The sequence below is a fragment of the Ruegeria sp. CDSB114 genome (assembly GCF_059611025.1).
The window spans coordinates 95,576-117,131 of the sequence record NZ_JBXWOT010000005.1 but is presented as its reverse complement, the minus strand read 5'-3'; the positions used below and the strand labels follow the sequence as shown (position 1 = coordinate 117,131).

Sequence of the window (21,556 nt, the reverse complement as noted above, 5' to 3'; positions counted from 1 at the left end):
CGGCGCGACACTGAACAAGGAAAAGGGGAATGGCAATGGTCGATGTGACGGTGCGAGGCGCGGGCATTTTTGGCCTTTCGATCGCCTGGGCCTGCGCAAGACGCGGCGCAAAAGTTCAGATCATTGACCCTTTTGGGCCCGGTGCAGGGTCCAGCGGCGGTTTGGTCGGGGCTTTGGCACCACATGTGCCCGAGAATTGGAATGCCAAGAAAGCTTTTCAATTCGAAAGCCTGATCATGGCCGAACCTTTCTGGAAACAGGTTGAGGCGACCGGAGGCGTCTCAGCCGGATATGCCCGGTTGGGTAGGCTGCAGCCCATCGCAGATAGCCGCACGCTGGATCTGGCCCATGCACGTACGGTCACCGCCGCAGAGCTTTGGCAGGGGCGGGCCGAATGGCGCGTTGTTGCAATGGATGAGGTCGGGTCGTGGTGCCCTCCCAGCCCCACTGGCTTTGTGATCCACGACACGCTTAGCGCCCGGATGCACCCAAGGCGGGCATGTTCTGCACTGGTTTCGGCGCTGGCGGTGATGGGGGTTGAGGTCAAAACCGATGCGGCCAATCAAGGGCAGATCATTCACGCCACCGGGCTTTCCGGCCTGTTAGAACTGAACGACGCCTTTGGCAAAACGGTCGGCAATGGCGTCAAGGGACAGGCGGCTTTGCTGCGGTTCGATGCCGGGGACGTTTCCCAGCTGTTTGCAGATGCCGTTCACATTGTCCCGCATGCGGATGGCACATTGGCCATCGGATCGACCTCGGAACGGGACTATGACGACCCAACCATCACCGATGCGGCGCTGGATGATGTCCTGGATCGGGCCACGCGGGCGGTTCCGGTCCTGCACGGTGCCGAAGTGATCGAACGCTGGGCTGGGATCCGACCCCGCAGCAAAAGCCGTGCGCCGATGCTGGGTGCACATCCGCTGCACGCCGGAGAATTCATCGCCAATGGAGGGTTCAAGATCGGCTTTGGCATGGCGCCCAAAGTGGCAGAAGTCATGGCCGAACTGGTGCTTGAAGGGCGCGATGAAATCCCCGCAGATTTTCAACCCGAGGCTTCTTTGTGACCTCCCTCGACGACACCCCAGTTCGCCTGCAACCAGACGATCCGATATTGCCACAGGTGTTACGCCTGATCCGCCACAGCTTTGCATTCATGGAGGGGCGTATAGACCCGCCCTCGTCAATGCATCGCCTGACCGAGGAAACGCTTCGGCAACAGGCCCGCGACCACGAGGTTTGGATCATAGGCAATCGCCCGGATGCGGTCGTCTTTCTGACACCCAAACAGGACAGTCTGTATCTGAGCAAACTGGCTGTGGACGAAACCCGACGTGGTCAGGGGCTGGCACAGCGTCTGGTCGATCTGGCATCCGCGCGGGCGGTTGAAATAGGTTTTGCGACGCTGGAACTGAAGACACGGGTCGAATTGTTCGAAAACCATGCCTCCTTTGCCCGGATGGGCTTTGTCAAAACGGCGGAAACGGCGCATCCCGGGTTCACCCGGGCGACCTCGATTACCATGCAGAAACATTTAGGCTGAGGCTTCGGCAATCATACATTGGCGCCCGTCTGCCGCACGCACCCACAGGGTATTGCCCTTCCGGCACAGGCTCGCAGTTTCGAAATGCATCAATGCCGAGGTTGCGCGGATAGAAAACTGCGCCAATGGGCCCATCACATCTTCCGCAAACAACATCAGGTGCTGCGCTAAAAGCGGGCCATGCACGACCAGCCCGGCATATCCTTCGACATCACGGGCATAGTCGATGTCATAGTGAATACGGTGTCCGTTAAATGTCAGGGCCGAGTAGCGAAACAGCATTGTGCTGTCGAAGGACAGCTCGCGATGTTCGGTTTCATCCTGCCTGGCCAGTGGTGCGGGAGGGGTGACCGTATCTGCCGAGGGGTCTTGGCGGTAAACCAGATCCTGCCATTCGGTCAGGCGCAGCGCACCGCCCTGCCAAACCTCGTGGCGCAACGTGACAAAGCCCAAGGGGCCGGTGCGTCCTGATTTCGAACTCGAACTTTCACATAGCGATCGCCGTTCGGCTAACTGACCAGCGATCAGGGGCGCGAAAAACTCCAAGCGCCCGCCTGCCCACATTCTGCGGGGCAGGCCCATATCTGAGATCTGGCCCCCGACCTTGGGATGTCCGTCGCGCCCAAGTTGGCCGGGTGGCTGCGGAGTCCAGAAATACAGGTGATGAAAGAACGGCGGCAACGCAGTGCCGCCCCTCACAGTTGCCTGATTCCCAAGCGCCACCTGCAACGCGCCAGCACGGGCTGCGTCCATCACATCTGTCTGAATTTCCATCGACATAGCGCAAGATTAGGCGGCCTGCCCCATACGGGCAAGCAAACCGGCAGTTTCAGAAACCGGCCTCTGACCGCAAGTTCTTCATCAAGGTCCGAAGGGCGTTTTCATAGCGTTCGTTAACCAGCTTGCCCTGCGCGTCGAATTCGTTCGAACTGTCGGCCAGATGAATTTCCGGCCCTTGCAAGATGCGCGTCTGGAACGGAACCATATAGCTGCGCAGTATCATCTGTGCACGTTCCCCGCCGGCACGACCCGCAGCGGCAGACATCACCGCAACCGGCTTGCCTGCCCAAGGCTTGTCCTTGGTGCGGCTGACCCAGTCCAGCGCATTCTTCAACACACCTGACGGCGCTTTATTATATTCCGGAGTCGAAATGATGACCGCATCCGAACGGGCAATCTGATCCGCCAAAATCTGGACGGTCTCGGGAACCCCTTCGCCTTCTTCAAGATCACCGTCATATAATGGCAAGTTCAGATCGGCCTCGATATGAGTGCCCGGCTCAAACAGCCGCGCCGCCTCGCGAAGCAGTTTTCGGTTGGTAGCATTTTGGCGCAGTGAACCTGACAGGCTCAGAAGGATCGGTTCGGACATAAAAGGTCTCCGTTCAGGCGTTTTCCAGAAGGTAGCCCCTGATCACCGCCAGCCAAAGCCCAGTTGACGCGCAGTCAATGTGCAATAACGGGCACCTAGACGGTGCCCGGTCACATCAGGTGTTGCCGTTGGGGATGATTTCGATATCAACCCGACGATTCCGCGCCTTCCCTTCGGGTGTGAGATTCGAGGCCGCAGGTCGGTTCTCACCCAATCCGATGGTGCTGATACGGGCCCCGTTCACACCATTGGCTTGCAGAACATCCGCCACGGACCTAGCCCGACGCTCAGATAGGGCCTGATTATAAGAGGCTTCGCCATCACTGTCCGTATGGCCAATGACCTGAACGGCCGAGTTGGGATATCTCACCAAATTCTGACCCACCCGGACCAAATCAGAACGCAATGCAGGCCGCACGGTCGAGCTGTCGGTGTCAAAGGTGATGTCGTTGGGGACGGTAACAATCAGGCGGTCGCCCGCGTTGACGATTGTGATGCCGTCATTTGCCAGCTGCTGGCGCAACTCAGCCGCCTGGCGGTCCAGTTGATTGCCGATAAGGCCGCCACCTGCTGCACCGATTGCACCACCAGCCAGCGCACCCAGAAGCGGATCCGAGTCGTTCGCAATGGCCCCGACACCGGCACCAACCAACCCACCCAAAAGCGCACCCTGTTTGGTATTTTGGTTGGGGTCCGAGGGCAAGTTCAGCGTTCCGGGGTCGGTGCAGCCCGCCAAGAACAAGGCCGAGCAAAGCCCAGCAGAAACAACAAGCTTGGAAATCGTCATGATATCACCTTCTGCTCAGAGGCCCGTTTGCCGGGTCCCATTATTTGGCACAGTATATCGCGCTGCCCCCCCGCAGGCTCAAGCAACAATCAGGTGATATCGGCGAATACCCGCCGTTCAATGGGCCTCGGCAGGGGAACCCCATTGGTTCTGCTCCTGCCAGATCTCCCGCAGCGGCTGCCCTTGGCCGCAGAAATGATCGTCAACCATTTCGCAGGCCCAGACGCGATCGGTCCGAAAATGGCGAAAACCGTTGCGCAATTCGCACCACGCAACCAGCATCGTGCACTCGATGTGATAGATCAGGGCAACCGGACGGACGACCCGTTCGGAGCGAACGTCTTGCGAGCTGACATATGTGAGGCGAAGCTTGCGCTCGTCCCGGATGGCTTCGCGGTAATTCACGACCGGGATACAGCCCTTGGCCGGATCATCAACCGGAGCCCCCCAAGGCGCGACCTGCAACCAGTCGGGACTTGCGCGCAGGCCTTCTATTTTCCGGCATATGCGTTTGGCGGCCTCCTGCAGGGTACTGTCGCCGGTCCGTGCCAGCATTGACAGACCGACCCAAAGCGCCTCGACCTCTTCAGCGTCGAAATTCAGCGGTGGCAAGTCATAGCCTCGCCGCATCAGATACCCGACGCCGGCTTCGCCCTCGATCGGTGTGCGTTGGGCCTGCAGTGCCGCGATGTCGCGATACACCGTGCGCACCGAGACTTCGAGCTTTTGCGCCAGCATCTCAGCCGTAACCGGAGCGTTGGCAGCACGCAGAATCTGGATGATTTCAAACAGGCGGGACGAACGGCGCATGGCAAACTCCGGTTTCTCTGCTGACACCTTAGCACACCCCCCTGACAACGCGCTGTCAGGAGTGATGCGGGATGCTGGTTCAACAATTCACAGGAGATTACTGATGCCCAGCCTCGACAATCACGTAATGATGACACTGCAACTGGGACGCTGGTCCCAGGACCATACCCTGCGCGCCTTTGAAATCGAACGCGAGATCATGGCCAGCCGACAGCCCTGCGCTCCTAGGAAACGGGTCAGACGATTTTCACTGGGCAATCTCAAACTGCTTTGGACCAACCGCGCCTGACTCTAGAACCCGGCCTTGGCGCGAAACTTCATCGACGCCCCGCCATCGGGGTTCTTCAGCCGCAATTCCTCGGAATGCAACATCAGGCGCGGGAAGGCCCGCGCCTCACCTTTTGCATAGAACGGATCACCCAAAATCGGATGGCCCAGCGCCAGCATGTGAACCCGCAGCTGGTGCGAGCGCCCGGTTTTCGGGAACAGGCGTATGCGGGTAGTGTTGCCTTCATGTTTGACCACGCGCCAATCCGTCACCGCAGGTTTGCCGGTCTCATGGCAGACCATTTGGAGCGGCCGGTTGGGCCAGTCTACAATCAACGGCAGATCAACAGTTCCGGACTTTGACTCTACCATGCCCCAGACGCGGGCAATATAAGTCTTGCGAGTTTGACGCTGTTCGAACTGCATGCTCAGATTGCGCTGCGCATGAGGGGTTTGGGCAAAAACCATCACGCCCGAAGTGTCGCGGTCCAACCTGTGCACAAGCAGGGCTTGCGGGAACGCCGCCTGCACACGGGTCAACAGACAATCGGCCAGATGCTCTCCGCGACCCGGTACGGACAAAAGCCCCGAGGGCTTGTTCACCACAATCAGATGCGCATCTTCGTGCAGCACATCCAGCGGTGTTTTCGGGGGATCGTAGGTCTCGCTCATGCGGGTCTGCCTATCGCAAGCGACAACCTCCCGCAACGTCGTGCTTGCCTGAACTGAATAGTTCAGCAAATCATGCGACAACTCGGAGGAGAAACAATGCACCCAACAATCGAACAACTCAAAGATGTCATCACAAAAGGCGATGACAGTCTGATTCACGAGTTTCTGGCCGAAGACGTGCGTTTTCTGCCGCCGACCTACTACAGCACCTGGGCCGGGCGCGAACCCGTGGCGGCTCTGCTAGGGCATGTGGGGCAGGTATTCTCGGACTTCAGCTATCGTCGGATCATGGGTGACGGCAAAGACTGGGCGCTGGAATTTCAGTGCAAGGTTGGTGATCTGGATGCGGTTGGTGTGGACTTGATCCGGCTGAATGATGAAGGCTTGATCGAAAAGTTCGAAGTGGTCATGCGCCCACTTAAAACTATTGCAGCCCTGCGCACCGAGATGATGGCACGCGTGGCAAAAGACCCTCGCTTTATCAATTTTAAGGACGCTTTGGGTTGACCAAGCCTGCCCGGATCGGAGCTGATCAGTTTCTGAGACTACCGCTGTTGCCACTATTGGCGGCACAGGGGATTTCAGTTCGACGACAGGCGCGGTTCCTGCCCGAACCGACCGGGCCGCGCGAAGGCCGTGAAGGGCGCGGCCCGCGTTTGCGGTTGCTAATCGCAGGCGACAGCTCGGCAGCAGGTGTTGGCGCTGGCACCCAGGCGCAGGCTTTGTCCGGGCAGTTGGTCGCACAGCTAGCAAAAAGCCACAGTGTCGAATGGCGGCTCGAGGCTATGACAGGGCATACAACGCTGGATACGCTGAAACGCCTTGACGGTCTGACAGATCAATTTGATGCGGCCATTACGGCGCTTGGCGTCAATGACGTCACCCGTGGCGTCACTAAAAAGCGGTTTGTCGAAAACCAATCCCGTCTGATGCACCTGATCACCGACCAGCTTGGAGCCCGGCGTGTCATTGTAACGGCCGTTCCCCAGATGGGTCGGTTTCCCGCCTTGCCTCAACCGCTTGCCTGGGTGCTGGGGCGTCAGGCAGCCCGCCTGGACCAAGGCCTGCAACAGATTGCGACCGGCTTCCCGCAAATCCGCCATCTGTCCATTGATTTACCCGATGATCCGGCGTTGGCCGCACCGGACGGCTATCATCCGAGCCCCAAAGCCTATGCGATCTGGGCGCAGAAGGCCGCCGAATTGCTGCGTCAGACCTGAGCGCGTATCTGCCGGATCATCGGGATCGAATAGACCACAAGTGCGGCCCAGATCAGCGGAAACGCAATCATGCGGCCACGGTCAATCTGCTCTCCAAAAACCGCGATGGCAGTCACAAAAATCATGGTCGGCGCGATGTATTGCAGGATGCCCATCGTCGACAGGCGCACCAGTTTGGCACCATTGGCATAGATCAGCAACGGCACTGCGGTCACCACCCCTGCCCCGGCCAGCAGCATGGTGTCGGTTGCGACCAGCCCGAAATGCCCCGTGCCGTTGACCCCCAGCCAAGTCACATAAACCAATGCGGGGATCAGCAGGATCAGCACTTCCAGCAAGAACCCCTGATTTGGCCCGATGGGGAGTGAGCGTTTGAAGAAGGCGTAGAACCCCCAGCTGAACATAAGCCCCAGCGCCGCCCAAGGCAGGCTTCCGGCCTCTACAACAAGAACCACCACCCCGGCTGCGGCCAACCCAACAGCAATCAGCTGCGTCCGGTTCAAAGGTTCGCGCAGCAGCACCGCGCCCAGCGCGATACTGAACAACGGATTTATGTAATAGCCCAGCGCTGCGTCCAGCGCATGCCCACTGGCAATCGCCCAGACATAGATCGCCCAGTTCACCGATATCAATGCAGCCGTCAGACAGGCCATGCCCAGCATCTTGGGATCGCGCAAAGCTGACTTCAGATCCCGCGTCCGCCCCAGTGCGATCAGCAATAGTCCGGCAACGGGTACAGACCAGATGATCCGATGCGCTACGATCTCAACCGGTCCGATATGGGCCATCGCCTTCATGTATAAAGGCAAAAACCCCCACAAAACATAAGCCGTAACCGCCAGAACAAGGCCTTTTGGCGTATCGGCATTCTGTGTGGGTGTAGCGTTGGCCATTGCGGGTCTCCGGGGGGGTACCGGTCGTCTTTACGGTAATCCAGACATGCTTGGGAACCGCGAAAACTGTGAAGCGGCCCATCAGGATATTTGATATGTGAGACCAGAACAAAGCCGGAGCGCCGGAGCGCTCCGACAATTTGATTACACTTTGACGCGTTCGGATTTCGGATCGTACATCGGTTTCAACGACGCCTCGGCCATTACCTTCACGCCGCACACGTCGATCTCATAGGTTGACCCCAGAACATCCGCCGCCTTCTCACCCTCGCAGGGCACATAGCCCATACCGATAGCGCCACCCAAAGTATGACCATAATTGCCCGAGCTGAGATAGCCGACATATTCCCCGTCCCGCACGATCGGTTCATTATGGAACAACAGCGGTTCCGGGTCGGTCAGGCGGAACTGAACCAGGCGGCTTTTCGGCCCGCTTTCCTTGCGGGCAATCACTGCCTCGCGCCCGATAAAGTCACAGCCTTTGTCCACCTTGACCGCAAAACCAAGCCCGGCATCCACGACGTTGTCCTCGCACGTGATGTCATGACCAAAATGGCGAAAGCCCTTTTCGATCCGGCAACTGTCCATCATGTGCATGCCACAGAGTTTCAGGTCCATGTCCTGACCGGCCTCATGCAGCGTTTCGAACACATGGCCCGCCATATCGGCGGACATGTAGATCTCCCATCCCAGCTCGCCCACATAGGTCACCCGATGAGCGCGGGCCAGGCCCATGCCAATCTCAATCTCTTGTGCGGTGCCAAAGGGGTTGGTCGCGTTCGAGAAATCCGCCGGCGAGACCTTTTCCAGCAAAGCGCGCGCATTGGGGCCCATCACGGCCAAAACGCCTTCGCCAGCGGTGACATCAGTTATGACCACGTTGAAGCTACCCACATGGCGCATCATCCAGGTCTGATCCGCCAGCCGCGTCGCCGCCGGGGTCACGACCAGATAGGCGGTCTCGGTCAGACGGGTCACCGTCACATCCGCCTCGATCCCGCCGGTGCGGTTCAGGAACTGGGTATAGACGATCTTGCCGTTCGGCACCGAATAATCGCCGCCCCCGATATAGTTCATGAACGCCTCGGCATCCGGTCCTTCAACGCGAATCTTGCCAAAAGAAGACATGTCGTACATGCCCACATTCTCGCGCACCGCGCGGTGTTCAGCAGCTGAGTTCTCGAACCAGTTCTGACGTTTCCAACTGTACTGGTATTCGCGCTCCTGCCCCGGATTTGCGTACCAGTTTGCACGCTCCCAGCCCGCCAGTTCACCAAACACCGCGCCCTGCTCTTTCAGATGGTGATGGAACGGGGTGCGCCGAACACCGCGCGCAGTGGCTTTCTGGCGATAGGGGTAGTGGTCGGCATAAAGCAGGCCCAGCGTCTCTTTCGAACGCTCAAACAGGTATTGCTTATTGCCCTGAAACGGCTGCATCCGGCTGATATCCACATCGCCCAGATCAAACGGTTTCTCGCCGCTATCCATCCATTCCGCCAGCGCCATGCCCGCACCGCCCGCAGATTGAATGCCGATCGAGTTGAAGCCCGCCGCGACCCAGACATTGTCCATCTCGGGCGCGAGACCCAGATGATAAGCGTCATCCGGAGTAAAGGATTCAGGGCCGTTGAAAAAGGTATGAATGCCCGCCTCGGCCAACATCGGCATCCGGTTACACGCCGCTTCTAGAATGGGCTCAAAATGATCAAAATCTTCGGGCAACTGATCGAATTCGAAACTGTCCGGGATGCCCTTCATCGCCCAAGGTTTGGCATTGGGCTCAAACGCGCCCAGCAGGATTTTACCGGCATCTTCCTTGTAATAGGCGCATTCATCCGGCACTCGCAGAACCGGCAGTTGCGAAAGCCCGTCAATGCCTTCGGTGACGATGTAGAAATGTTCGCAGGCGTGCAGCGGGACGTTCACACCGGCCATCCGGCCGACCTCATGCCCCCACATGCCGGCGCAGTTCACCACCATATCACATTCGATATGGCCCGAGGCGCTGCCGTCATCGGCAACCCAGTCCACGCCCGTCACGGTACGGCCCTGTTTGGTGATGTCGGTGACCTTCACCCGTTCCTTGGTAATGGCACCGCGTTGCCGTGCGCCCTTGGCCAGGGCCAGCGCGATATTGGCCGGGTCACCCTGCCCGTCCAGCGGAAGATAGACCGCGCCCTTGACGTCTTCGACATTCAGATGCGGATACATTTCCTTGACGCGCTCATTGGAAATCTCTTCGACCTCAACGCCAAAGGCACGTGCCATGGCAGCCAGGCGATAGATCTCTTCACGGCGTTCCTCAGTCAGTGCCACGGTAATCGATCCACAGCGTCTAAGCCCGGTGGACACGCCGGTTTCCTCTTCCAGCGCGCCGTAAAGCTCCTGCGTGTATTTTGCCAGTTTGGTCATGTTGGACGAGGCCCGCAGCTGAGCGATCAGACCCGCCGCATGCCATGTGGTGCCGCTGGTCAACTGCTTGCGTTCAAGCAGCACAACATCACTCCAACCTTTCTTGGTCAGATGATAGGCGACCGAGCATCCGATGACGCCGCCGCCGATGATGACAACTCGGGCTTTGTTTGGAAGATCAACCATCCTGAGGTCTCCGCTGAATCAGGTTTTGGGCACGTTGCCATGGAAGATCGACAATAAATGCACCAAAAGCGTCATGTTATGGGCGATTTTCACCTATGTGACGCAGCCCGTCTTTCGCGTCTCAGAACAAAGGGCGTGACCCCGAAAAAGCTTTTGTAAACCGAGGAGAAACCGTTCGGAAAGCCGCAGGCCAGACCTATTTCCCGAACGCTCATCGTGGTGTTCAGCAGCAGGTTGTTAGCCTTCGCCAGCCGCATCTCGCGATAGAAACCGTTTGGACTGGTGCCAAAGAAAGCTTTGAATTTTCGCTCAAGCGATCGGTTCGAAAGATTTAACGCCTCGACAATTTGCTGGATGGGTAAGGGGTCTTCGATATTGGCCTGCATCAGCTTGATACATTGATCCAGCTTGGCGTCCCCAGTTGCTGTCAGTTGCGCCCCCGAGAAAGGCTGCATCGATGAAAAATCGCGGATATTTTCGTGCAGCATGATATTGGCCACCGTCATCTTGGCAGGCCCCGAGATGTGGCGTCCGATCACGGACAAAGCAACATCGGTTGTCGCCTCCATCCCTGCGCAGGTCACGACCTGGCCCTGTTCTGTGGCTATCGACAGCTTCGCCTCGAACCGGGCCCCGCGTTCACTCAGGAAAGAGGCGTTTTCCCAATGGGTCGCCATGTCTGCGGAGCCGAATTCGTCAATATAGCGGCTGGCAGCTTCGGCCAGCAAAAAGACCTGAGCGCCTCGGAACGTATAGTCCGATACAACCCGTCCGATGGACAGATCGGGGTGGTCAGGGTCGGAATTTCCGATCACAAACAGATAATCCGCCTTGGGATGGGTTGATACGGGTTCCGTTTGGACCGTCGCATCGCTGCTGCTGGCAACGGGCCCACCTTTCAGAGACCTATAGGTAAAGCTGAAGGGCGGGTTGGGGCAGACGCGGTTGGCCAGCCTCAGAACCTCAATCAATGCGGCAAGCTCCAACAGCACATAGCCCGGCGCGACCAGAACATCGAAATGTGTCTGCGCCTTGTCGGTCAAGCTATCTGGTCGTTGCCGCATCTTTACCCCCTTCAGACGAGGCTGTGGCCAGCAGCGCACAGCCGATCTGCCAGTCGCTGAATGTGATCGGGACCGACTTCGCAGCATCCGCCGATGATAGTTGCACCCTGCGCCACCCACCCCATCGCCTGATCAGCATATTCATCCGGCCCAAGGTCGTGGCGCTGTTGCAGCGCATCGACGGTTGGGGCGTCTTGTAGAAATTCCTGGGTAATCCCGGTGAAGCCATTGGCATATGCCCCAAACGGACGCCCGAAGGTGGCGATAATATTCAGCGCAGCGGGCACCGCCTCCGGGCGCGAGCAGTTGATCAGCACGGCCTCAGGCGTAAAGCGATCAACCAAAGATGCTATTCCCGACAATGGCTCACCCGACCGAAGCCGCGTCCCATCATCATCCATCACGGACAGCGCCAGCCAGACCGGTTTGTCTGTCTGCTCCATCCCGCGCAACGCGCCTTCGGCCTCTTGCAGCGACGACACGGTTTCGATCAGGAACAGGTCAACGCGATCTGTCATCATCGTCACCAGTTCGGCGAATTTCTCTGCCGCCTCTTCGACCTCTGGATTCAGGTCCGGCCGGTAAGAGGCGAGAAGCGGACCCAAAGCCCCGGCGATGCGCCTACCCGCGGGGCGCGCACGCTCGGCCTGCGACAGGGCCGCCTCGATCAGATCTGGCAGCTGATCACCCAAGCCGACACGGTCCAGACGCGACCTGTGAACAGCATAGGTATTTGTCGTGGCCACAGTCGCACCGCGTGAGAAATAATCCGCATGCACATCCCCGACCAACTCGGGATGGTCCATCATCACCCGGGTCGACCACAAAGGCGTCGGCGCATCACCGCTGCGTTTGACCAGTTCCTGTCCGATAGACCCATCCAGAAGGGTTATATCTGCCATCAATGAACCTCCTCAGGGAACCAGAACCAGTTTTCCCGGAAACGTTTTTGACTGAAAGTCCTCTTGCGCCGTCGCAATGTCTTTCAGCGGATAGGTTTTTGAAATCAGGGGCTTGATCCGCCCCGCATTCATCAGTTCGACCAGGCGACCGAAGACTTCGAACGGCTGATGGGTGCTGCCGTGAATGGTAATGTCGCGCAGATATATATCCCGCAGATCGGCTTGAACAATCGGGCCAGCAATCGCACCCGCAACGGCATAGTGACCGCCCGGTTTCAGCGCCAGGATCAGATCAGCCCATGCAGGCCCGCCCACCACGTCAATGACCACGTCGAACATGTCGGTGGGCAGCGACGCATCCCGTTTGAACGTGGCGGTCGCGCCCTGGCTTTTCACCGCTTCGGCCTTGGCCGCACCGGTCACGCCCCAAACCGAGGCACCGCGCAGCGCCGCCAGTTGCACAGCGGCAAGGCCGACGCCACCGGATGCGCCGGTGATCAGCACCTTTTGCCCGGCAGTCACACCGGATCGGGTCAGCATAGCCTCGGCGGTTCCAAAGGCGCAGGGGATGGCAGCGATTTCAATGTCGGACAGGGGTGAGGCGCTGACATCATAAAGGTCATCGGCCTGCACCAAACAATATTGCGCAAAGGCGCCGTCAATCTCGGACCCAAGCACGATGAAGCCTGTCGGGTTGCCCGGTCGCGGACGTGGCAGGTTGATCGGACAGGTCACGCGCTGGCCCGAGGTGAACCCAGTCTCGGGCCCCGCGATTTCGACGATGCCGCAAAGGTCGCCGCCCTGAATGCGCGGGAAGTTCAACGCGCCGCCCCAGCCTCCGGCTTCGACCTCTTGATCCACGGCATCTGTGGCGCCGGTCACGTCCGAGGAATACCAGCCGATACGGGTGTTGATATCGGTGTTGTTCACCCCGGCTGCGGCCACACGGACCAGAACCTGCCCCGGCGCAGGGGTTGGGACGGGTATATCGTCACGCCATTCCAGCGCCTCGGGCCCGCCGTGACAGGTCAGGAATACACCGGACATCGTTTTAGGCAGTGTCATGGTCAAACCTCGTCATCGGGATGAGGCGGCACAGAGCCCATCGGGACAATGTCATACCGCGCGTTCAATTCGGCCATTTTCACCTCATCGGCGAAGTCCGCCACGGTCATCTTGGCCAGCTCAGCAAGGAAGCCGTCAAAACCGGCAGGCTGGAAAATCATCAGCATCTTGGCTGTTGCTTTACCAGCAACGCGGCAGGCATGCGGCATACCGGGCGGCACATGCATCGTGCTGCCCGGCCCACAGCGATGCCAGTCGCCATCAACGTAGAAGTCCACTTCGCCTTCCAGAAAATAGAAGCTTTCGGCATGGGTTTCATGGCGATGAAGGCCAAGTGCAAAGCTGGCCTTCAGATTGTCTTCCATGAGCGTATAGGCGCCATCAGTATCCCGGGTCGAAACCTTCACAAATGTGTGGTCATTTTCCCAGTCGTAATTGAGGCCCTCTCCGGGCCCCAGTTTTGAATAACGCGTGCTCATTCAGGTCTCCTTCGGGCGATCAGGCGCGCAGCCGCTCGTTTTCCGGATCCCAGAGCGGTTTATCGTCCTGTACCACGGCGCGCCGCTTTTCACCGAAGATTTCAACCTCAAGCTCGGTGCCTGTCACCGCCAGTTCAGGACGGATCATGCCCAGCGCAACGGATTGACCAACGCGGTACCCCCACGCGCCCGAGGTGGTTTCGCCAACGATCTCGCCGTTGTGCCAGATACAGGACATATAGGGCGCGTCCGCGTCACCAGCATCGACCAGCATGGTGGCAAACGCCTTTTTCACGCCCTGCTGCTTTTCGTTCAGGATCGCGGCCTTGCCGGGGAAGTCCTGCGGTTTGTCAAGTTTGACGAACCGTTCCAACCCGCCTTCCAACAGAGAGTAATCAGTGGACAGATCGCCTTTCCAAGCCCGATAACCCTTTTCAATGCGCAGAGAGTTCAGGGCGTACATCCCGAACGGTTTGGCACCAGCGTCAAGGATCGAGCCATAGATCGCCGGCATATGGTCGTTCAGCGCGTGAACCTCCCAGCCAAGTTCTCCTGCAAACGAGACGCGGATCAGGAAGGCGGGCTGGCCTGCGACGGTAGCGGATTGATGGGTCAGCCAGCCGCTGGACAGGTCCGCATCGCTCAGCCCCGCCAGAATGTCGCGCGATTTTGGACCTGTCACGATCAGCGTGTCACGAGTGGTGGTGACATCTTCGACGGTGACGCCGGTGGGCATTGCCTCGGTCAGGATATCGCGGTCATGCCATTGCGCTGTAGCGGCCGTGATCATGACGAACTCGTCATCGCCGAGGCGGATACAGGACATTTCGGTCAGGATCCGGCCGCGACCATCTGAGATATAGACCAGGTTGATGCGACCCACCTTGGGCAAACCGCCGGTGACCAGCGACCGCAGCGCCTCGGCGGCACCCTCACCTTTTACGATGAAACGCGAAAATCCGGGCAAGTCCAATACGCCGCAATGATCACGGACAGCCTCGCACTCTTCCTTGATCCGCTTCTCCCATGGCCCCGAACGGCCCCAGGTATGGGTCGCTTCTTCAGAGGTATCGTCGCCCGGTTGCGCAAACCAGTTGGCGCGTTCCCAGCCGTTATAGGGCCCCATCACGCCGCCCAATTCCTTGACCTTGGTGTGGACAGGCGACAGCTTTTTGTCGCGCGCGGCGGGCCATTCATGGTGCGGGAAATGCATGGCGTATTCGTTGCCATAGACCTCAAGCCCCTTCTGGTTGCAGTAATCCTGATCGGTGTAATCGGTGTAACGGCGCGGATCGACGGCCCACATATCCCACTCAGTTGCGCCATCGACGATCCATTCGGCCAGCACCTTGCCGGCACCACCGCCCTGCGCAATGCCGAAGGTAAAGGTATGCGCCTCAAACGCGTTGGTCACTCCCGGCATCGGGCCAACCAGCGGCAGCCCGTCCGGCGCGTAGGGGATGGGCCCGTTGATCACCCGACCCACACCCGAGGTCCCCATCAGCGGCACCCGCTCCATCGCGTCGGTGACGATGTCTTCGATCCGGTCCAGATCATCATTCCACAGCTGGAAACTGAAATCCTCGGGCATCGGATCATCCTCGGTCATCCAGTGGCCCTTGCAGTTGGGCTCATAGGGGCCGAGGTTGAATCCGTTCTTCTCCTGCCGAAGGTAATACGAGATATCCACGTCGCGCAGCAGCGGCAGCTTTTTGCCGCCATTGGCCTTGGACCATTCCTCGATCTCGGGCACTTCGTCGGTCAGCAGGTACTGGTGGCTCATCACCATGGCCGGAACGGTGCGACCGCCGAAGGGCTTGAACCATTCACCCACACGCTGGGCGTAATACCCGGCGGCATTGACCACGTGGTCCGCTTCGATATCGCCCTTGTCAGTATGCACGATCCAGGTCTTGTCTTCCTTCTGGGTCACACCCATGGCCGGGCAGAAACGCAGGATCTTCGCCCCCATGTCGCGCGCACCCTTGGCCAGTGCCTGGGTCAGCTGCGCCGGGTCGATATCGCCATCGGTCGGGTCGAACAGAACACCCTCAAGGTCATGAGTTTCCAGGAACGGGTAACGCTCTTTGGCCTGTTCGGGTGACCACATCTCCATCTCGATGCCCTGATAACGGCCCATCGCCATTGCCCGCTCGAACTCCTGCACCCGCTCTTTCGAATGGGCCAACCGGATTGAGCCGGACTGGTGATAGTTCATCGGATAGTCGACCTCTTCACCCAGCCGCGCATAAAGCTCGGTCGAATAGCGCTGCATGTTCATGATCGCCCAAGAGGTCGAAAAGGTCGGCACGTTGCCAGCTGCATGCCAGGTCGACCCCGCGGTCAGCTCGTTTTTCTCCAGCAGAACACAATCGGTCCAGCCCTTTTTGGCCAGATGAAACAGGGACGATGTCCCCACCACTCCGCCACCGATAATAACCACGCGGGCTTTTGTCGGAAAATCACTCATGTCTTTCAGTCCCTGTTACTGTGCCTCTTGAGGCAGATCGTCCGTGATGTTGTAATAGTCGCCCTTGTCGGCCACAAAGATATGGCGGGCGAGGGTCAGTCCGGTGGGTGCATCCAGCGCCCCCATAGCAATGGCAATCCGGTCTTCGTCCTTATGCTGCCAGAACAGGTAAGAGCCGCAGGCGTTGCAAAATCCCCGTCGGGCGATGTCGGAAGCACGAAACCAGCTCAGCGTATCGCTGGCGGTGAAGGTGATGTCGTCTTGATGGGCCGAGGTCGAGGCCCAGACATGACCCGACTGTTTGCGGCATTGACCGCAATGACAGGCCGAGGCGGCAGGAAGATCGCCTTCGATCTTGAACGCAACCGAGCCGCACAGACAGGAACCTGTATGCATTTCACTTATCCCCTTGCTGCTGGCGCGCTGGTGGTGCCCAGCAACACGCCATAAATGATGAAACAGGTGGCCATGACCCGGCGCACCCAGATGTTGAACACGGCCCCCAGCGCGGCCCGCCCCATAAGCGCACCTAGAAGAGTGAACCCGATGTAGCTGAGCGTTGTGATGATCAGCGCCGTTGGCATGATGACCAACATTTGCTCCCAGATCGGCACATCCGGCTGCACGAATTGCGAGAATGCAGCAAGATAACCCGCGACGCTTTTGGGGTTGATTGTCGCGACGGCCAGCGCGTGCAGATAGACATGCCGTGCAGGGCGTTCGGAAATAGGGGCGGGATTTGCTGCAGCCTTCCAGCCTCGGACACCCAGCCAGATCAGAAACCCTGCGCCCACCAGCTTGGCGATGAAGAATCCGGTGGGTGAGGCCGCGATCAAGGCCGTCACCCCAAGCGCCGACAAAACCAAAAAGGCGCTGGCTTGGGTCAGGATCGCCAAGACACCCAGCATCGCTTTTGTGAAGGGCAGGCTCATCCCGTTCGAGATACAGTTCACCGCGTTAGGCCCCGGTGTGGTTACAAACACCACCCAGAACAGCGCGAATATGGTCCAGGCCTCGAAACTCATCAGTACACCGGAGGTGCGATGACCCAGATGACCACAGCGGGCTCATCATGAGGGTTCGCCCAAATATAGGGTTCGTTCTTGATCCGAAAACTGTCACCGGGCCCAACCGAAAAGCTTTGCGCGCCGATGGTCAGATTCAACTGACCGGAAATCACATAGCCAACCTCTTGCGTGGGGCGGTCCGCCGGATTCTGCATCTTGGAATGCGGCTTAAAGGTGGAATGCACCATCTCAAAATCGTCAGTCAGATCGGGTGACAGCAGTTCCTCGATCAGACCTTCTTCGCCCGACCCCATAGGGCGGCGCGACCCGGCGCGCACGACATAGCCTTGTTCATTGGCGGGGGCGGCAGAATGGGCGAACAGCATGGACATCGGCACACCCAGACATTCCGCGATCTGACGCAGGTCTGAAATTGACGGTTCGGACTTGTCGCGTTCAACCTGGCTGAGCCATCCGACCGACCGGTTCAACCGCTCTGCGATCTCGGTCAGCGTCAACCCACGCGCCTTACGCAATGCGCGAATGTCGGCTCCGAGCGTTGCACTGTGGGGGGCTTGGCTGTTCACCGAACTCTCCGATATCTGGTGAAATTTTCCTCGTGTTTTTCACGATGCCGCGAATCGGTGAAAATTCCAAGCATTTTTTCACTTGGGAAAATCGACGCATTTAGCTATCCGTCAGCTATGTGGATTGCGGTTATATACCTGTGGGTCATCAACGGCCTGACTTTGCTGGCCTTTGGCTGGGACAAGCTGCGCGCCAGACGCAGAAAAAGCCGGGTTCCGGAACGCAGGCTATTGTGGCTGGCTGCACTGGGCGGCAGTCCCGGTGCCCTGGTCGGGCGTTGGATTTTCAATCACAAGTCCCGAAAAGGTCGGTTTTCCCTGTCGCTATTTGCGATCTTTGCGACTCAGGTCGGGCTGGCATATTTCCTAATCACGGAAATTCTGCCTGACATTCTGTAGTTGGCTTGATCCGCAAGCCACGTAAGATCCCGATGGGATCTAGGAAATGTCGCAGACATACATATCGGTATCGTCGGTGGAGTGAGCTGAGGATCGCGTGAACCCCGATTTCTGTAGCACACGGGCAGAGGCGGGATTGCTGTGCTCGACCCCGGCCAAAACCCGAATGGCGCGGCTCGTGCCGCAGGCCACGATAAAGCCGGACACAAGTTCGGTTGCATAGCCACAGCCCCAGGCTCGTTCGGCAAACAGATATCCAAGGTGGATGGTTGGTGCGGCCTGATCTTCGGGTTCTGAGGCCAGTATCAGCAGTCCGATCAGCTGATTATTTTGCCTTAGCCGAACAAGAAGAACATCGCTTTCGGTCTTGCGTGCCGCGATCCAGTCGGTCATCCCGCTGGGCGTTTCTTCGACCTGCATCGAAGGCGGCAGGGGCTCAAGAACCGCTGGTGTCAGGACGGCTGCCAACTCGGCCGTCAACGCTGAAAGGCGACCAGCTTCAGAGACTTCCACTTGCCAGTGGCAGACGGCAAGCCGCTCTGTGGTGAATTGGTCCGGGATCATGCCTTGGCCAGTCGCAATTAGTGTCCATTCCAGTCTAACAGACGGGCCGATTTTGCGTCAGGCCCCTCTTTACTCGCCCGAAAACGCCTTTGACAATATGGCAGACAGCTTTTCTGCGTCCTCATCCGTGAACGCATCCGGCTGGTCACTGTCGATGTCAAAAACCGCGATGACCTCGCCCGAGGCATTGCGCACCGGAAGCACCAGTTCGGACTGCGTAGACGAGGCGCAGGCGATGTGACCTGGAAACGCATGCACATCCGCCACCAACTGTACCTTTCCGGTCCGCGCCGCGGCACCACAGACACCGCGCCCGAAGGGAATAACCAGACACCCGTGACCACCCTGATAGGGGCCTATTTTCAAAATGCCCGGATCTGTTACGCGATAGAACCCCGTCCAGTCAAACCGATCATCGGCGTGATGAACTTCACAGGCGATTGTCGCCATCAGAGCAACTTGATCTGTCTCGCCTGCGGTTAGGGCGACGATTGTCTTGGTCAGCGTATCGTAATCAACGGTCATGGGGGGCGGGTCCGGTCAGTGATCTTGTAAACAGGTTCTACAGCACCGGACCTATGGTGGAATCGGCCCCGCGTCAAACGCGCTCAATCGCGATTGCAGTGCCCTCTCCACCACCGATGCAGATCGCCGCCACGCCGCGTTTCAGATCCCGCTTTTCCAACGCGTTCAGCAGGGTGACCATGATACGCGCCCCCGAGGCGCCGATAGGATGACCCAGGGCGCATGCACCACCATTCACATTTACCTTGTCACGCGTCAGACCCATCTCATGCATGAATGCCATCGGCACCACGGCAAAGGCTTCGTTTACCTCCCACAGATCCACATCATCATTGGACCAGCCGATTTTGGCCAAAAGCTTTTGCGCAGCGGGAACTGGCGCAGTCGTGAACAATCCCGGAGCCTGCGCATGGCTGGAATGACCCAGAATGCGCGCCCGAACCGAGAGACCTTGCGCTTCGGCGGCTTCAGCTGACGCCAGAACCAGAGCTGCCGCCCCATCAGAGATCGACGACGCGTTGGCCGCCGTCACCGTTCCACCCTTGCGAAAAGCCGGTTTCAGCGAAGGTATCTTTTCCGGGCGGGCGGTTTTCGGCTGCTCGTCCGCGGACTGCGTGACCTCGCCTTTCCTTGTGCGGACGGTTACCGGAGTGATTTCACCGTCGAACGCGCCGCTGTCCTGCGCGGCCAGCGCGTTGGATAGGGACTGCAGGGCGTACTCGTCCTGCGCTTCGCGGGTGAACTGGAACGCCTCGGCACAGTCTTCTGCGAAAGTGCCCATCAGACGACCTTTGTCGTAGGCGTCCTCCAGCCCGTCCAGAAACATGTGGTCGACGACCTGAGCGTGCCCCAAGCGCGCACCGTCACGCATTTTGGGCAACAGGTAGGGCGCGTTCGTCATACTCTCCATCCCGCCTGCGATCATTGTGTTGGCATGGCCCAATGCGATCTGATCGAAGGCCATCATCGCAGCCTTCATCCCCGATCCGCACATCTTGTTGAGCGTCGTGGCCGGGACCTCTTGGCCCAAACCGGCTGCAAACCCAGCCTGACGTGCAGGGGCCTGACCCTGCCCGGCTGGCAGAACGCAGCCCATCAGCACTTCGTCAACCGTATCAGCACCGGCACCCTGCAGCGCAGCCCGGATCGCGGCTCCGCCCAGATCGGCGGCAGAAACACCATCGAACATTCCTTGAAATCCACCCATCGGGGTACGTGCTGCTCCGGCGATTACAACTTGCTTCATCTGGGCGCTCCTAAATTCTTGTCATTCGATGGATACCGAATGGTAAGAATTCCCGTCTAGCGTATTTCTACGAGCGATTTCAGTTAAAGGACCGTCACGTATGGGCCTGTCCAGTACTACGACCAACAATATTCAAATAATTACTGTACAATCCAACCGGATTGATGCGGCAATGGCCATTCAGTTCAAAGAAAACATGCGCACGGAAACCGAAGGTGGGGCTGTGCGTGTGGTTCTGGACCTCAGCGGCGTCGAATTCATCGATTCCAGCGGTTTGGGCGCCATTGTCGCCGCCATGAAACAACTCGGGGCTGAACGACGCCTGGATCTGGCAGGTCTTCAGCCTTTTGTGGAAAAGGTGTTTCGTCTTACGCGCATGGACACAGTGTTCAAGCTTTACCCAACGATGGATGACGCACTGTCCGGTGCGCCGGATTGAACACAAGGAGAAACTGAACAGGCGTAAGGCTAATGTGTAACGGCATCAGTTTCGATTTGAGCTTCGCTGCGACCGAGGTCGAAGCAAGTTCTGGCATTGCCAAGTTGAGCCAGGCACTGTCGTCTAAAGGGCTGCCTTCACACAAAGCGGCTGATGTCAGAATTGCCCTGGCCGAAGCCATTAACAATGTCGTTGAACACGCCTATGCCGGAACCACGCCCGCCAGCGTCAAGGTACACTGCCGCCTGCATCAGAACTGGTTGGAAATCCTCATCTCGGATACCGGCAATCCCCTTCCCGGCTTTCGCGTACCAGAAGGTGCACCTGCACCTCTGGGGGAAAGACGTGAAGACCTACCCGAGGGGGGATTTGGATGGTTTCTGATCCACCAATTGACCAGTGAAATCCGCTATGACCGTAGCGAAGGCTGCAACCGGTTGTCACTGCGATTCAGTTTTCTCGACGCGGATTAGGGCTATAAAACGTCACAATAAGGCCCTTTTCGAACCATTGTAGCGCCGCAAACAAAGATCAAAGTCTTAACTGTAGCTCAGATAGCTTCCCTCGGCATCGTATGTCACAGCCCCCACCCAGTGAACGATGCCGAGGAACTTCCCCTTTGATTTGACTGGACAATACCCGGA

The 21,556-nt window shown here is 58.5% G+C and carries 26 protein-coding genes; 8 read left to right on the top strand and 18 right to left on the bottom strand.

The genetic code is table 11. The features are described from left to right. The first annotated feature begins 29 nt into the window (after nucleotides 1-29). Both AC2FIP_RS13620 and AC2FIP_RS13615 read left to right on the top strand, forming a co-directional pair. Nucleotides 30-1,070 (top strand): NAD(P)/FAD-dependent oxidoreductase, encoded by a 1,041-nt coding sequence (locus AC2FIP_RS13620; protein WP_496786846.1) that lies wholly within the window; start codon nucleotides 30-32, stop codon nucleotides 1,068-1,070. Then, nucleotides 1,067-1,546: a GNAT family N-acetyltransferase gene (locus tag AC2FIP_RS13615; protein ID WP_496786845.1), complete on the top strand. Its 480-nt coding sequence runs from the start codon at nucleotides 1,067-1,069 to the stop codon at nucleotides 1,544-1,546. Before AC2FIP_RS13620 ends, AC2FIP_RS13615 begins: the two co-directional genes overlap by 4 nt. Here AC2FIP_RS13615 and AC2FIP_RS13610 read toward each other — a convergent pair. From AC2FIP_RS13610 to AC2FIP_RS13595, 4 genes are all read right to left on the bottom strand, one after another. Then, complete coding sequence (locus AC2FIP_RS13610; protein WP_496786844.1) at nucleotides 1,538-2,326, bottom strand: HTD2 family dehydratase; 789 nt, start codon at nucleotides 2,324-2,326, stop codon at nucleotides 1,538-1,540. The two genes, AC2FIP_RS13615 and AC2FIP_RS13610, sit on opposite strands and share 9 nt — an antisense overlap. A gap of 49 nt (nucleotides 2,327-2,375) precedes the next feature. Next, the gene (locus AC2FIP_RS13605; RefSeq protein ID WP_496786842.1) at nucleotides 2,376-2,918 is read right to left on the bottom strand and encodes an NADPH-dependent FMN reductase; all 543 of its coding nucleotides are present in this window, start codon (nucleotides 2,916-2,918) and stop codon (nucleotides 2,376-2,378) included. A gap of 115 nt (nucleotides 2,919-3,033) precedes the next feature. After that, on the bottom strand, nucleotides 3,034-3,705 hold the full coding sequence (locus AC2FIP_RS13600; RefSeq protein WP_142637036.1) for a YiaD family glycine zipper/OmpA-like lipoprotein: 672 nt from the start codon (nucleotides 3,703-3,705) through the stop codon (nucleotides 3,034-3,036). 117 nt (nucleotides 3,706-3,822) lie between these two features. Further along, a complete protein-coding gene (locus AC2FIP_RS13595) occupies nucleotides 3,823-4,515 on the bottom strand; it encodes a helix-turn-helix transcriptional regulator (RefSeq protein ID WP_496703342.1) in 693 nt (230 codons plus the stop codon). A 103-nt stretch (nucleotides 4,516-4,618) separates the two neighbouring features. Between AC2FIP_RS13595 and AC2FIP_RS13590 the strand changes: the two genes are divergently transcribed. Then, on the top strand, nucleotides 4,619-4,804 hold the full coding sequence (locus tag AC2FIP_RS13590; protein WP_496786840.1) for a hypothetical protein: 186 nt from the start codon (nucleotides 4,619-4,621) through the stop codon (nucleotides 4,802-4,804). A 2-nt stretch (nucleotides 4,805-4,806) separates the two neighbouring features. On the opposite strand, the gene AC2FIP_RS13585 is transcribed toward AC2FIP_RS13590, so the two are convergent. After that, nucleotides 4,807-5,490 (bottom strand): RluA family pseudouridine synthase, encoded by a 684-nt coding sequence (locus tag AC2FIP_RS13585; RefSeq protein ID WP_496786875.1) that lies wholly within the window; start codon nucleotides 5,488-5,490, stop codon nucleotides 4,807-4,809. Between the two features lie 60 nt (nucleotides 5,491-5,550). Between AC2FIP_RS13585 and AC2FIP_RS13580 the strand changes: the two genes are divergently transcribed. Further along, a complete protein-coding gene (locus AC2FIP_RS13580) occupies nucleotides 5,551-5,961 on the top strand; it encodes a nuclear transport factor 2 family protein (protein ID WP_496692498.1) in 411 nt (136 codons plus the stop codon). Continuing rightward, entirely contained in the window at nucleotides 5,958-6,674 is a 717-nt protein-coding gene (locus AC2FIP_RS13575) for an SGNH/GDSL hydrolase family protein (protein WP_496786838.1), read from the top strand. Before AC2FIP_RS13580 ends, AC2FIP_RS13575 begins: the two co-directional genes overlap by 4 nt. Here AC2FIP_RS13575 and rarD read toward each other — a convergent pair. The 10 genes from rarD to AC2FIP_RS13525 all read right to left on the bottom strand — a co-directional run bounded on the left by rarD (nucleotide 6,665) and on the right by AC2FIP_RS13525 (nucleotide 17,739). Then, a complete protein-coding gene (gene rarD / locus AC2FIP_RS13570; protein ID WP_496703334.1) occupies nucleotides 6,665-7,567 on the bottom strand; it encodes an EamA family transporter RarD in 903 nt (300 codons plus the stop codon). The two genes, AC2FIP_RS13575 and rarD, sit on opposite strands and share 10 nt — an antisense overlap. A 144-nt stretch (nucleotides 7,568-7,711) precedes the next feature. After that, complete coding sequence (locus AC2FIP_RS13565; protein ID WP_496750395.1) at nucleotides 7,712-10,165, bottom strand: GcvT family protein; 2,454 nt, start codon at nucleotides 10,163-10,165, stop codon at nucleotides 7,712-7,714. Nucleotides 10,166-10,254: 89 nt separating this feature from the next. Further along, nucleotides 10,255-11,229, bottom strand: a complete 975-nt coding sequence (locus tag AC2FIP_RS13560) for a GlxA family transcriptional regulator (protein WP_496702671.1) — start codon at nucleotides 11,227-11,229, stop codon at nucleotides 10,255-10,257. 11 nt (nucleotides 11,230-11,240) lie between these two features. Continuing rightward, nucleotides 11,241-12,131 (bottom strand): homocysteine S-methyltransferase family protein, encoded by an 891-nt coding sequence (locus tag AC2FIP_RS13555; RefSeq protein ID WP_496786837.1) that lies wholly within the window; start codon nucleotides 12,129-12,131, stop codon nucleotides 11,241-11,243. Between the two features lie 12 nt (nucleotides 12,132-12,143). Then, complete coding sequence (locus tag AC2FIP_RS13550; protein ID WP_496786835.1) at nucleotides 12,144-13,196, bottom strand: alcohol dehydrogenase family protein; 1,053 nt, start codon at nucleotides 13,194-13,196, stop codon at nucleotides 12,144-12,146. Between the two features lie 2 nt (nucleotides 13,197-13,198). After that, entirely contained in the window at nucleotides 13,199-13,675 is a 477-nt protein-coding gene (locus AC2FIP_RS13545) for a cupin domain-containing protein (RefSeq protein ID WP_496786834.1), read from the bottom strand. 19 nt (nucleotides 13,676-13,694) lie between these two features. After that, nucleotides 13,695-16,145, bottom strand: coding sequence for a GcvT family protein (locus tag AC2FIP_RS13540; RefSeq protein WP_496786833.1), 2,451 nt, complete (start codon nucleotides 16,143-16,145; stop codon nucleotides 13,695-13,697). A 15-nt stretch (nucleotides 16,146-16,160) separates the two neighbouring features. Beyond that, complete coding sequence (locus AC2FIP_RS13535; protein ID WP_496697623.1) at nucleotides 16,161-16,541, bottom strand: GFA family protein; 381 nt, start codon at nucleotides 16,539-16,541, stop codon at nucleotides 16,161-16,163. A gap of 5 nt (nucleotides 16,542-16,546) precedes the next feature. Beyond that, on the bottom strand, nucleotides 16,547-17,170 hold the full coding sequence (locus tag AC2FIP_RS13530) for a LysE family translocator (RefSeq protein WP_142637057.1): 624 nt from the start codon (nucleotides 17,168-17,170) through the stop codon (nucleotides 16,547-16,549). Further along, nucleotides 17,170-17,739 (bottom strand): helix-turn-helix domain-containing protein, encoded by a 570-nt coding sequence (locus AC2FIP_RS13525; RefSeq protein WP_281973073.1) that lies wholly within the window; start codon nucleotides 17,737-17,739, stop codon nucleotides 17,170-17,172. The genes AC2FIP_RS13530 and AC2FIP_RS13525 overlap by 1 nt, the downstream gene beginning before the upstream one ends. Nucleotides 17,740-17,796: 57 nt before the next feature. Here AC2FIP_RS13525 and AC2FIP_RS13520 point away from each other — a divergent pair, with 57 nt between their 5' ends. Beyond that, a complete protein-coding gene (locus tag AC2FIP_RS13520; RefSeq protein WP_496697620.1) occupies nucleotides 17,797-18,138 on the top strand; it encodes a DUF1294 domain-containing protein in 342 nt (113 codons plus the stop codon). Between the two features lie 39 nt (nucleotides 18,139-18,177). Here AC2FIP_RS13520 and AC2FIP_RS13515 read toward each other — a convergent pair whose 3' ends face one another. From AC2FIP_RS13515 to AC2FIP_RS13505, 3 genes are all read right to left on the bottom strand, one after another. Then, a complete protein-coding gene (locus AC2FIP_RS13515) occupies nucleotides 18,178-18,702 on the bottom strand; it encodes a GNAT family N-acetyltransferase (RefSeq protein ID WP_496786831.1) in 525 nt (174 codons plus the stop codon). 69 nt (nucleotides 18,703-18,771) lie between these two features. Further along, entirely contained in the window at nucleotides 18,772-19,227 is a 456-nt protein-coding gene (locus tag AC2FIP_RS13510; protein WP_496692509.1) for a GAF domain-containing protein, read from the bottom strand. A gap of 73 nt (nucleotides 19,228-19,300) precedes the next feature. Continuing rightward, nucleotides 19,301-20,473, bottom strand: a complete 1,173-nt coding sequence (locus tag AC2FIP_RS13505) for a thiolase family protein (protein ID WP_496697615.1) — start codon at nucleotides 20,471-20,473, stop codon at nucleotides 19,301-19,303. A 100-nt stretch (nucleotides 20,474-20,573) separates the two neighbouring features. On the opposite strand from AC2FIP_RS13505, the gene AC2FIP_RS13500 reads away from it, so the two are divergent. After that, entirely contained in the window at nucleotides 20,574-20,912 is a 339-nt protein-coding gene (locus AC2FIP_RS13500) for an STAS domain-containing protein (protein ID WP_142637067.1), read from the top strand. A 32-nt stretch (nucleotides 20,913-20,944) separates the two neighbouring features. Continuing rightward, nucleotides 20,945-21,385, top strand: a complete 441-nt coding sequence (locus tag AC2FIP_RS13495) for an ATP-binding protein (RefSeq protein ID WP_496692511.1) — start codon at nucleotides 20,945-20,947, stop codon at nucleotides 21,383-21,385. Nucleotides 21,386-21,556 lie beyond the last annotated feature (171 nt).

Excerpts from the sequence above, each read along its gene's own strand:
- AC2FIP_RS13540 (WP_496786833.1), bottom strand. The coding sequence starts at position 16,145 with ATGAGTGATTTTCCGACAAAAGCCCGCGTGGTTATTATCGGTGGCGGA.
- AC2FIP_RS13515 (WP_496786831.1), bottom strand. The coding sequence starts at position 18,702 with ATGATCCCGGACCAATTCACCACAGAGCGGCTTGCCGTCTGCCACTGG.
- rarD (WP_496703334.1), bottom strand. The coding sequence starts at position 7,567 with ATGGCCAACGCTACACCCACACAGAATGCCGATACGCCAAAAGGCCTT.
- AC2FIP_RS13600 (WP_142637036.1), bottom strand. The coding sequence starts at position 3,705 with ATGACGATTTCCAAGCTTGTTGTTTCTGCTGGGCTTTGCTCGGCCTTG.
- AC2FIP_RS13530 (WP_142637057.1), bottom strand. The coding sequence starts at position 17,170 with ATGAGTTTCGAGGCCTGGACCATATTCGCGCTGTTCTGGGTGGTGTTT.
- AC2FIP_RS13535 (WP_496697623.1), bottom strand. The coding sequence starts at position 16,541 with ATGCATACAGGTTCCTGTCTGTGCGGCTCGGTTGCGTTCAAGATCGAA.
- AC2FIP_RS13595 (WP_496703342.1), bottom strand. The coding sequence starts at position 4,515 with ATGCGCCGTTCGTCCCGCCTGTTTGAAATCATCCAGATTCTGCGTGCT.
- AC2FIP_RS13550 (WP_496786835.1), bottom strand. The coding sequence starts at position 13,196 with ATGACACTGCCTAAAACGATGTCCGGTGTATTCCTGACCTGTCACGGC.
- AC2FIP_RS13580 (WP_496692498.1), top strand. The coding sequence starts at position 5,551 with ATGCACCCAACAATCGAACAACTCAAAGATGTCATCACAAAAGGCGAT.
- AC2FIP_RS13500 (WP_142637067.1), top strand. The coding sequence starts at position 20,574 with ATGGGCCTGTCCAGTACTACGACCAACAATATTCAAATAATTACTGTA.
- AC2FIP_RS13620 (WP_496786846.1), top strand. The coding sequence starts at position 30 with ATGGCAATGGTCGATGTGACGGTGCGAGGCGCGGGCATTTTTGGCCTT.
- AC2FIP_RS13590 (WP_496786840.1), top strand. The coding sequence starts at position 4,619 with ATGCCCAGCCTCGACAATCACGTAATGATGACACTGCAACTGGGACGC.
- AC2FIP_RS13505 (WP_496697615.1), bottom strand. The coding sequence starts at position 20,473 with ATGAAGCAAGTTGTAATCGCCGGAGCAGCACGTACCCCGATGGGTGGA.
- AC2FIP_RS13610 (WP_496786844.1), bottom strand. The coding sequence starts at position 2,326 with ATGTCGATGGAAATTCAGACAGATGTGATGGACGCAGCCCGTGCTGGC.
- AC2FIP_RS13565 (WP_496750395.1), bottom strand. The coding sequence starts at position 10,165 with ATGGTTGATCTTCCAAACAAAGCCCGAGTTGTCATCATCGGCGGCGGC.
- AC2FIP_RS13560 (WP_496702671.1), bottom strand. The coding sequence starts at position 11,229 with ATGCGGCAACGACCAGATAGCTTGACCGACAAGGCGCAGACACATTTC.
- AC2FIP_RS13510 (WP_496692509.1), bottom strand. The coding sequence starts at position 19,227 with ATGACCGTTGATTACGATACGCTGACCAAGACAATCGTCGCCCTAACC.
- AC2FIP_RS13545 (WP_496786834.1), bottom strand. The coding sequence starts at position 13,675 with ATGAGCACGCGTTATTCAAAACTGGGGCCCGGAGAGGGCCTCAATTAC.
- AC2FIP_RS13555 (WP_496786837.1), bottom strand. The coding sequence starts at position 12,131 with ATGGCAGATATAACCCTTCTGGATGGGTCTATCGGACAGGAACTGGTC.
- AC2FIP_RS13495 (WP_496692511.1), top strand. The coding sequence starts at position 20,945 with ATGTGTAACGGCATCAGTTTCGATTTGAGCTTCGCTGCGACCGAGGTC.
- AC2FIP_RS13605 (WP_496786842.1), bottom strand. The coding sequence starts at position 2,918 with ATGTCCGAACCGATCCTTCTGAGCCTGTCAGGTTCACTGCGCCAAAAT.